At 67.5% G+C, this 8,991-nt stretch carries 11 protein-coding genes; 9 read left to right on the plus strand and 2 right to left on the minus strand.

What is annotated here, in order from left to right:
* Window positions 1-16 precede the first annotated feature (16 nt).
* From atpB to BGO22_RS14705, 9 genes are all read left to right on the plus strand, one after another.
* Complete coding sequence (gene atpB / locus BGO22_RS14665; RefSeq protein ID WP_070401224.1) at window positions 17-883, plus strand: F0F1 ATP synthase subunit A; 867 nt, start codon at window positions 17-19, stop codon at window positions 881-883.
* Window positions 884-960: 77 nt separating this feature from the next.
* Window positions 961-1,206, plus strand: a complete 246-nt coding sequence (atpE, locus tag BGO22_RS14670) for a F0F1 ATP synthase subunit C (protein WP_009519254.1) — start codon at window positions 961-963, stop codon at window positions 1,204-1,206.
* A 126-nt stretch (window positions 1,207-1,332) separates the two neighbouring features.
* Complete coding sequence (locus BGO22_RS14675; RefSeq protein WP_070401223.1) at window positions 1,333-1,803, plus strand: F0F1 ATP synthase subunit B; 471 nt, start codon at window positions 1,333-1,335, stop codon at window positions 1,801-1,803.
* Between the two features lie 21 nt (window positions 1,804-1,824).
* On the plus strand, window positions 1,825-2,355 hold the full coding sequence (locus tag BGO22_RS14680) for a F0F1 ATP synthase subunit delta (protein WP_286851474.1): 531 nt from the start codon (window positions 1,825-1,827) through the stop codon (window positions 2,353-2,355).
* Window positions 2,356-2,407: 52 nt separating this feature from the next.
* Window positions 2,408-3,964: a F0F1 ATP synthase subunit alpha gene (atpA, locus tag BGO22_RS14685; protein ID WP_070401221.1), complete on the plus strand. Its 1,557-nt coding sequence runs from the start codon at window positions 2,408-2,410 to the stop codon at window positions 3,962-3,964.
* A gap of 27 nt (window positions 3,965-3,991) precedes the next feature.
* Window positions 3,992-4,858 carry a F0F1 ATP synthase subunit gamma gene (gene atpG / locus BGO22_RS14690; RefSeq protein WP_070401220.1) on the plus strand — a complete coding sequence of 289 codons (867 nt, stop codon included), beginning with the start codon at window positions 3,992-3,994 and terminating at the stop codon, window positions 4,856-4,858.
* 44 nt (window positions 4,859-4,902) lie between these two features.
* Window positions 4,903-6,315: a F0F1 ATP synthase subunit beta gene (gene atpD, locus BGO22_RS14695; RefSeq protein ID WP_286851475.1), complete on the plus strand. Its 1,413-nt coding sequence runs from the start codon at window positions 4,903-4,905 to the stop codon at window positions 6,313-6,315.
* Between the two features lie 86 nt (window positions 6,316-6,401).
* Window positions 6,402-6,818 (plus strand): F0F1 ATP synthase subunit epsilon, encoded by a 417-nt coding sequence (locus BGO22_RS14700; protein ID WP_070401218.1) that lies wholly within the window; start codon window positions 6,402-6,404, stop codon window positions 6,816-6,818.
* A 117-nt stretch (window positions 6,819-6,935) separates the two neighbouring features.
* Entirely contained in the window at window positions 6,936-7,505 is a 570-nt protein-coding gene (locus BGO22_RS14705; RefSeq protein ID WP_070401217.1) for a cyclic nucleotide-binding domain-containing protein, read from the plus strand.
* Window positions 7,506-7,578: 73 nt separating this feature from the next.
* Here BGO22_RS14705 and BGO22_RS14710 read toward each other — a convergent pair whose 3' ends face one another.
* The gene (locus tag BGO22_RS14710) at window positions 7,579-8,106 is read right to left on the minus strand and encodes a TPM domain-containing protein (RefSeq protein ID WP_070401216.1); all 528 of its coding nucleotides are present in this window, start codon (window positions 8,104-8,106) and stop codon (window positions 7,579-7,581) included.
* 10 nt (window positions 8,107-8,116) lie between these two features.
* The gene (locus BGO22_RS14715) at window positions 8,117-8,989 is read right to left on the minus strand and encodes a TPM domain-containing protein (RefSeq protein WP_286851476.1); all 873 of its coding nucleotides are present in this window, start codon (window positions 8,987-8,989) and stop codon (window positions 8,117-8,119) included.
* Between the last annotated feature and the right edge of the window lie 2 nt (window positions 8,990-8,991).

Raw genomic sequence — 8,991 nt, forward strand, 5'->3', positions numbered from 1 at the left:
GTTTTGGTGCACACAAATGGCTGCTGAAGGCACTCTGACCCCGGGCGAATACATTCGCCACCACCTCGTTCACCTGACGAACCACAAGCAGTCGAGCATCGTCGACTTCTCCGTGATCAACGTGGACTCGGTGGTCGTCAGCAGCCTGCTGGGCCTGCTCATGTGCGTCGTGCTGTGGCTGGCCGCGCGCAAGGCCACCGCCGGCGTGCCGGGCCGCTTCCAGGCCGCCGTCGAGATCCTGGTTGAAATGGTGGACAACCAGGCCAAGGCCGTCATCCACAACGCCACCAGCCGCAAGCTCATCGCCCCTCTCGCCCTGGCCGTGTTCGTCTGGATCTTCCTGATGAACTTCATGGACATGATCCCGGTCGACCTGATTCCCCAGATCTGGCATAGCGCCGGCCCCGCCATGGGCTTCAAGGACTACCTGCGCGTCGTGCCCACGGCCGACCTGTCCACGACCCTGGGCCTGTCCGTCTCCGTCCTGCTGCTCTGCCTGTTCTACAACATCAAGATCAAGGGCCTGGGTGGCTGGGCGCATGAATTGGTGTCCGCTCCCTTCGGCACCAGCAAGAACCCGCTCTGGGCGGTGCTGTTGGGCGTGGTCAACTTCCTGATGCAAATGATCGAGTTCGTGGCGAAGACGGTTTCGCACGGCATGCGGTTGTTTGGCAACATGTTCGCGGGTGAGCTGGTGTTCATGCTGATCGCGCTGCTGGGGGCCTATGCCACCCTCTCGCTCGGCGGTGGACTCTTCTTCGTCGGACACCTGATCGCCGGCACGGTGTGGACCTTGTTCCACATCCTGGTCATCACCTTGCAGGCGTTCATCTTCATGATGCTGGCCCTTATCTACCTGGGGCAGGCGCATGACGCTCACTGACGCGACCGTCCAGGACGCGCTCGGGTAATTTCGTTCCTTTTCTCAATCAGCAAACTTCCATCTCAATAGGAGTCATCATGGAAAACGTTCTGGGTCTCGTCGCTCTGGCTTGCGGCCTCATCGTCGGTCTGGGCGCCATCGGCGCTTCCATCGGCATCGCGCTGATGGGCGGCAAGTTCCTCGAGTCGTCGGCCCGTCAGCCCGAACTCATGAACGACCTGCAGACCAAGATGTTCATCCTGGCCGGCCTGATCGACGCGGCTTTCCTGATCGGCGTGGCCATCGCCCTGCTGTTCGCCTTCGCCAACCCCTTCACGCTGTAAATCGGTTGGTCGGCCCCGCGCGGGCGCGGCCATCGCGGTGAGCGGGCGCAGCGCCCGCCGCCGCCTCGGTCCGTCCGCCGGGTCGCCGGTGTGTTTTTCCCTTAGTCCACACAGAAAGGCGTTGCGATGAACATCAATGCAACCCTCTTTGCGCAGGCCATCGTCTTCGCGATCCTGATCTGGTTCACGATGAAGTTCATCTGGCCACCGATCGCAAAGGCCCTCGATGAGCGCGCGCTGAAGATTTCCGAAGGCCTGGCCGCCGCCGAGAAGGCCAAGACCGAACTCGCCGCGACCAACAAGCGCGTCGAAGAGGAGCTGGGCAAGTCGCGCAACGAGTCCGCCACCCGCCTGGCCGACGCTGAGCGCCGCGCGCAGACCATCATCGAAGAGGCCAAGGCCCGCGCCAACGACGAGGCCGCCAAGATCGTGGCCGCCGCGCGCCAGGAAGCCGAGCAGCAGGTCGTCAAGGCCCGCGAGACGCTGCGCGAGCAGGTGGCCGCGCTGGCCGTCAAGGGCGCCGAGCAGATCCTGCGCAAGGAAGTCAACGCCGGCGTGCACGCCGACCTGCTCAACCGCCTGAAGACCGAGCTCTGATCGGTCCAACACGAGACGACCATGGCCGAAATCGCCACCATTGCCCGCCCGTACGCGGAAGCGCTGTTCAAGGCCTGCGGCCAGGATGCCGCCGGCACGGCGGCCTGGCTTGACGCCCTGGCCATCGTGGCCGCCGATGCGGGGCTGCGCCAGTTCGCCGACAACCCCAAGGTCACGCCCCAGCAGGTGTTCGATCTCATCGGTGGCGTGCTCAAGAGCCCGCTGCCGACCGCCGGCCAGAACTTCCTGCGCACGGTGATCGACAATGACCGCCTGGCCGCGCTGCCTGAGATCGCCGCCCAGTTCCGCGCGCTCAAGAACGCCCAGCAGGGATCGGCCGACGCCACGGTGTACAGCGCCTTCCCGATCGAGCCCTCGGCCCTGGCCGACCTGTCGGCCGTGCTCGAGAAGCGCTTCGCCCGCCCGCTCAACCTGCAGGTGCAAGTGCAGCCCGAACTCATCGGCGGCATTCGCGTGGTGGTCGGCGACGAGGTGCTGGACACCTCCGTCAAGGCCCGCCTGGAACAGATGAAAGTTGCCCTCACGGCCTGATGGCCGGACGTCGGGCGCGCCGCATACCAATCAACGAAAGAAGGAAAGAGTCATGCAACTCAATCCCGCCGAAATTTCCGAACTGATCAAGTCCCGCATCGAGGGCCTGGCGGCCAGCAGCGACGTGCGCAACCAGGGCACCGTGGTGTCCGTCACCGACGGCATCGTGCGCGTGCACGGCCTGTCCGACGTGATGCAGGGCGAGATGCTCGAATTCCCGGCCAACAAGGACGGCGTGCCTTCCTTCGGCCTGGCGCTCAACCTCGAGCGCGACTCCGTCGGCGCCGTGGTGCTGGGCGAGTACGAGCACATCTCCGAAGGCGACACCGTCAAGTGCACGGGCCGCATTCTGGAAGTGCCCGTGGGCCCCGAGCTCGTGGGCCGCGTGGTGAACGCCCTGGGTCAGCCCATCGACGGCAAGGGCCCGATCAACGCCAAGCTGACCGACGTGATCGAGAAGGTCGCCCCGGGCGTGATCGCGCGCCAGTCGGTCGACCAGCCGGTGCAGACCGGCCTGAAGTCCATCGACTCCATGGTGCCTGTCGGCCGTGGCCAGCGCGAGCTGATCATCGGCGACCGCCAGACCGGCAAGACCGCCGTGGCGATCGACGCGATCATCAACCAGAAGGGTCAGAACATGACCTGCATCTACGTCGCCATCGGCCAAAAGGCGTCGTCGATCAAGAACGTGGTGCGCGCCCTGGAGCAGGCCGGTGCGATGGACTACACCATCGTCGTCGCCGCCTCGGCCTCCGAATCGGCCGCCATGCAGTACCTGTCGGCCTACTCGGGCTGCACCATGGGCGAGTACTTCCGCGACCGTGGCCAGGACGCCCTCATCGTGTACGACGACCTGTCCAAGCAGGCCGTGGCCTACCGCCAGGTCTCGCTGCTGCTGCGCCGCCCGCCGGGCCGCGAAGCCTACCCCGGCGACGTGTTCTACCTGCACAGCCGCCTGCTCGAGCGCGCCGCCCGCGTCAACGCCGACTACGTCGAAGCCTTCACCAAGGGTGAAGTCAAGGGCAAGACCGGCTCCCTGACCGCGCTGCCCATCATCGAGACGCAGGCCGGTGACGTGTCCGCCTTCGTGCCGACCAACGTGATCTCGATCACCGACGGCCAGATCTTCCTGGAGACCAACCTCTTCAACGCCGGCATCCGTCCCGCCATCAACGCGGGTATCTCGGTGTCGCGCGTGGGTGGTGCCGCCCAGACCAAGCTGATCAAGGGCCTGTCCGGCGGTATCCGTACCGACCTCGCGCAGTACCGTGAACTCGCGGCCTTCGCGCAGTTCGCCTCCGACCTCGACGAAGCCACCCGCAAACAGCTCGACCGCGGTGCCCGCGTGACCGAACTGCTCAAGCAGGCCCAGTACAGCCCGCAGTCCATCAGCCTGATGGCCGCGTCGCTGTTCGCGGTGAACAAGGGCTTCCTGGACGACGTCGACGTGAAGAAGGTGCTGGCCTTCGAGTCGGGCTTGCACGCCTTCCTGAAGGACAAGCACGCCGCGCTGCTGAGCAAGCTGCAGAACGACAAGGCCATGGACAAGGACGCCGAAGCCCAGCTGTCGGCGGCCATCGCCGAGTTCAAGAAAACCGGCACGTACTGAGCGCCCCAGGGCCAACCAGGAGCAGCGATGGCTACAGGCAAGGAAATCCGCGGCAAGATCAAAAACTTCGAATCGACGAAGAAGATCACCAAGGCCATGGAGATGATTTCCGTGTCCAAGATGCGCAAGGCGCAGGACCGCATGCGTGCGGCCCGGCCTTACGCCGAGAAGGTGCGGCAGATTGCGGGCAACCTGAGCAAGGCGAACCCCGAGTACACGCACCCGTTCATGGAAACCAACGAGGCCAAGACCGCGGGCTTCGTCGTCGTGACCACGGACAAGGGCCTCTGTGGCGGCCTCAACACCAACGTGTTGCGCGCCTTCACGAACGAGCTCAAGGCCCTGCAGGCCGCGGGTGAGTCCGCCGAGATCGTGGCCATCGGCAACAAGGGCCTGGGCTTCATGAACCGCATCGGCGCCAAGGTGGTGTCCAGCGTCACGAACCTGGGCGACCGGCCCCACCTGGACAAGTTGATCGGCCCCGTCAAGGTGCTGCTCGATGCCTACACCGAGGGCCGCATCAAGAGCGTGCACCTGGCCTACACCCGCTTCATCAACACGATGAGGCAAGAGGTCGTGGTGCAGCAGCTGCTGCCCCTGACCGCCGAGGACCTGCAGGAAGGCGCGGGCGGCCGCGACTGGGACTACATCTACGAACCCGACGCGGCCACCGTCATCGACGAGCTGCTGCTGCGCTACGTCGAGGCCCAGGTCTATCAGGCCGTGGCCGAGAACATGGCGTCCGAGCAGGCGGCGCGCATGGTGGCCATGAAGGCCGCGACCGACAACGCCGGCAACGTGATCGGCGAGCTCAAGCTCGTCTACAACAAGACCCGCCAGGCCGCCATCACCAAAGAGCTGTCCGAGATCGTCGCCGGCGCCGCCGCCGTCTAAGGTCCGCGCCCCTCCGAATCCAGAGAAAACAGAAGGTAAACATCATGTCTCAAGTGCAAGGCAAGATCGTCCAGTGCATCGGCGCCGTTGTGGACGTGGAATTCCCGCGCGACAAAATGCCGCGCGTGTACGACGCGCTGAAGATGGAGGGCACGGCCCTCACGCTGGAAGTCCAGCAGCAGCTCGGTGACGGCGTGGTGCGCACCATCGCCCTGGGCTCGTCCGACGGCCTGCGCCGCGGCATGCTGGTGACCAACACCAACGCCCCCATCACCGTGCCCGTGGGCAAGGCCACGCTGGGCCGCATCATGGACGTGCTGGGCAACCCCATCGACGAGCGCGGCCCGGTCGACCAGACCCTCACCGCCTCCATCCACCGCAAGGCCCCCGCCTACGACGAGCTGTCGCCGTCGCAGGAACTGCTGGAAACCGGCATCAAGGTGATCGACCTGGTCTGCCCCTTCGCCAAGGGCGGCAAGGTGGGCCTGTTCGGTGGCGCCGGCGTGGGCAAGACCGTGAACATGATGGAGCTCATCAACAACATCGCCAAAGCGCACTCGGGCCTGTCCGTGTTCGCCGGCGTGGGTGAGCGCACCCGCGAGGGCAACGACTTCTATCACGAGATGGCCGATTCCGGCGTCGTGAAGCTGGACGACCTGGCCGAGTCGAAAGTGGCCATGGTCTACGGCCAGATGAACGAGCCCCCGGGCAACCGCCTGCGCGTGGCCCTGACCGGCCTGACCATCGCCGAGTCCTTCCGCGACGAAGGCCGCGACGTGCTGTTCTTCGTGGACAACATCTACCGCTACACGCTGGCCGGCACCGAAGTGTCCGCCCTGCTGGGCCGCATGCCGTCCGCCGTGGGCTACCAGCCGACGCTGGCCGAAGAGATGGGCCGCCTGCAGGAGCGCATCACCTCCACCAAGGTGGGCTCCATCACTTCGATCCAGGCCGTGTACGTGCCCGCGGACGACCTGACCGACCCCTCGCCCGCCACCACCTTCGCCCACCTGGACTCCACCGTGGTGCTGAGCCGCGACATCGCCGCGCTGGGCATCTACCCCGCCGTGGACCCGCTGGACTCCACCAGCCGCCAGCTCGACCCGCTGGTCGTCGGCGAAGAGCACTACAGCACGGCCCGCGCCGTGCAGGGCACGCTGCAGCGCTACAAGGAACTGCGCGACATCATCGCCATCCTGGGCATGGACGAACTGTCTCCCGAAGACAAGCTGGCCGTGGCCCGCGCCCGCAAGATCCAGCGCTTCCTGTCGCAGCCCTTCCACGTGGCCGAGGTGTTCACCGGCTCGCCCGGCAAGTACGTGCCGCTGGCCGAGACCATCCGCGGCTTCAAGATGATCACCGCCGGTGAATGCGACCACCTGCCCGAGCAGGCCTTCTACATGGTCGGCACCATCGACGAGGCCTTCGAGAAGGCCAAGAAGCTGGCGGCGGGCTGATCGGTCCTTGCCTGAGGAAACACCATGAGCGCCGCCCGGCCGCCCGAAGGCGCTCGCACCGCAGTACGCAGTACGGAGGCTATTCAGTGAGCACCATCCACGTCGACGTGGTCAGCGCCGAGGAGTCCATCTTCTCGGGCGAGGCCAAATTCGTCGCCCTGCCGGGCGAGGCGGGTGAGCTCGGCATTCTGCCCGGCCACATTCCGCTGATCACCCGCATCAAGCCCGGTGCCGTGCGCATCGAAAAGGCCGACGGCGGCGAAGAGTTCGTCTTCGTGGCCGGCGGCATCCTCGAGGTGCAGCCCAACGCCATCACCGTGCTGTCCGACACCGCCATCCGCGGCAAGGACCTCGACGAGGCCAAGGCCTCGTCGGCCCGCCAGCAGGCCGAAGAAGCGGTGAAGAATGCGAAGACCGACGTCGACCTGGCCAAGGCCACGTCCGAACTCGCGGTCATGGCCGCGCAGATCGCGGCGCTGCGCAAGTACCGCCAGAAGAAGTGAAGGACGTCTTCCCTTCGCGAGAGACCGGCCCTGCGCCGGTCTTTTTTTGCCCGCGCCGCTGTTCAGCGTTCGGGCGCTTCACTATGATGGCCGCGTCCCCCGCGCGCCACCCGCTGCATGTCCTCGCTCTTCGACAGTCCGGAACTCGCTCCTGAAGAAGTCGCCGCCCGGCTGCTGGTCACGCCGACGGCGCTCGCCGATCTCACGATCGCGGACGCGATGAAGGTGGTGGGCTACATGAAGCCCAAGCTCATCAAGGCCGGCACGGTGATCATTCACGAGGGCGAGGTGCGCGGCAACGACTACATGCTGCTGGTGCTTGAGGGCGACATCGCCGTCGAGAGCGACCTGCCCGGCCTGCACGAGAGCATGGTGGTCAACGTGATGGGTCCGGGCCACCTGCTGGGCGAGATGGGCGTGCTCGACGGTGCGCCGCGCTCGGCCACCTGCACGGCCAACACCGACATCGCCGCCGCCGTGCTGTCGCGCACCGCGCTGATGCGCCTGCTCAAGGACGACCCGCGCCTGGGCTCGCGGTTGCTGCTGGCCATTTCCAAGCGCCTGGCCGACCGGCTGCGCGACACCACGCGCAAGCTCAAGACCTTCGCTCAGATGAACAAGGCCCTGCAGCAAGAGCTGCAGGTGGTGATGAATAACCGCACCAACCTGACGCGCGGGCGCGGCTGATCGGCGGCGCGAATCGGGGGCACCTCCGCGCGGCGCATGGCGGCGCGAGCGCTGGCGGCGAGCTGTGCGGCGCTCAGGCGCGCAGCACCGTATCGGGCAGCTCGTTCTCGCCGGGCGCCGTGGCGTCGGACGGGAAGTGCTGCACCAGCAGCGCCGACACCTCCTCCAACGCCTGCGTGAGGCCGTCCTCGAACCCACCCGCGCGCAACTGCGCGCCGAGCCGGTCGACGATCGCCTGCCAGGTCTCGGGCGCCACCCGGCGCGCCAGCGCGCGGTCGGCCACGAACTCGATGGCGTGTTCGGCGAGCAGCAGGTAGATCAGCACGCCGTTGTTGTGTTCGGTGTCCCACAGCCGCAGGCGACCGAACCAGGCGAGCGCGCGGTCGCGCACCACGGCGGCCAGGGGCTCGTCGGGGCCGATGCGCAGCAGGTAGCTGGTGGGCAAGGCGGCCTCGACCACCAGGCGCACCTCGCCGGTGTGGCGCGCCTCGCTGGCCGTGACGCGCCGCGTGAGGCGCTCGGCCATGTCGTCGGGCACGGCGCGCGCGCTGTCGTGCCGGTCCATCCAGCGGTGTCTGAACAAGCGCCACCAGCGTTTCATGGCCAGGTCCTCACCAGCCGCCGGAGGCGCCGCCGCCCCCGAAGTTGCCACCGCCGCCGGAACTGAAGCCCCCGCCGCCGCGGCCGCCGCCGAAGCCGCCACCCCCCCAGCCCCCGCTGCCGCCCCAAGGGCCGCCACGGCCGCGCGACGACGGCATCGACGCGGGCATGAAGCGAGCGAGCACCGCCACCAGCATGCCCAGCACCGCGGCCCCGGCCGCAACCCACAGCACCGAGGTGAGCAGCCAGGCGATCACGCCCGTGGCCGCGCCGGTGAGCGGGATGCCCAGCCCACGCCCGAAGGCCCGGCGCATGAAACCGGCGACCATGGGCACGGCGAACAGCAGGAACACCAGGGCATCGGTCCATTCACCGGCGCCGCGGCGGGTGCTCGGCGCCGGGGCGGGCGGCGGCAGCGCCTCGCCGCGCACGGCGGCCATGATCTGCGTGAGCCCGGCGTCGATGCCGCCCGCGAAATCGCCCTGCCGCAGGGCGGGCGCCACCGCCTGGTCGAGGATGCGGCGCGCCAGCAGGTCGGGGATGGCCCCTTCGAGGGTCTTGGCCGGCGCGATGCGCATGCGCCGGTCGTCCTTGGCGATCACGAACAGCAGGCCGTCGCCGACGTCGCGGCGCCCGATCTTCCAGGCGTCGCCCAGTCGCTGGGTGTAGTCGGCGATGTCCTCAGGGGCGGTGCTCGCCACCATCAGCACCACGATCTGCGTGCCGCGCTCGCGCTCGAAGCCGGCCAGGCGCTCCTCGATGCGCTGGAGCGCGGCGGCGTCCAGCGTGCCCGTGAGGTCCATCGCCCGCGCGCGCAGCTCGGGCACGGGCTGCAGGCCCTGCGCCCAGGCGAAGGCGGTGGCCAGGCCCAGGACCAGGGCCATCA

It is taken from the genome of Hydrogenophaga sp. 70-12, assembly GCF_001897365.1.
Lineage (GTDB): Bacteria > Pseudomonadota > Gammaproteobacteria > Burkholderiales > Burkholderiaceae_C > Hydrogenophaga > Hydrogenophaga borbori.

Excerpts from the sequence above, each read along its gene's own strand:
- BGO22_RS14705 (WP_070401217.1), top strand. The coding sequence starts at position 6,936 with ATGTCCTCGCTCTTCGACAGTCCGGAACTCGCTCCTGAAGAAGTCGCC.
- atpG (WP_070401220.1), top strand. The coding sequence starts at position 3,992 with ATGGCTACAGGCAAGGAAATCCGCGGCAAGATCAAAAACTTCGAATCG.
- BGO22_RS14710 (WP_070401216.1), bottom strand. The coding sequence starts at position 8,106 with ATGAAACGCTGGTGGCGCTTGTTCAGACACCGCTGGATGGACCGGCAC.
- atpD (WP_286851475.1), top strand. The coding sequence starts at position 4,903 with ATGTCTCAAGTGCAAGGCAAGATCGTCCAGTGCATCGGCGCCGTTGTG.
- atpB (WP_070401224.1), top strand. The coding sequence starts at position 17 with ATGGCTGCTGAAGGCACTCTGACCCCGGGCGAATACATTCGCCACCAC.
- BGO22_RS14680 (WP_286851474.1), top strand. The coding sequence starts at position 1,825 with ATGGCCGAAATCGCCACCATTGCCCGCCCGTACGCGGAAGCGCTGTTC.
- BGO22_RS14675 (WP_070401223.1), top strand. The coding sequence starts at position 1,333 with ATGAACATCAATGCAACCCTCTTTGCGCAGGCCATCGTCTTCGCGATC.
- atpA (WP_070401221.1), top strand. The coding sequence starts at position 2,408 with ATGCAACTCAATCCCGCCGAAATTTCCGAACTGATCAAGTCCCGCATC.
- BGO22_RS14715 (WP_286851476.1), bottom strand. The coding sequence starts at position 8,989 with ATGGCCCTGGTCCTGGGCCTGGCCACCGCCTTCGCCTGGGCGCAGGGC.
- atpE (WP_009519254.1), top strand. The coding sequence starts at position 961 with ATGGAAAACGTTCTGGGTCTCGTCGCTCTGGCTTGCGGCCTCATCGTC.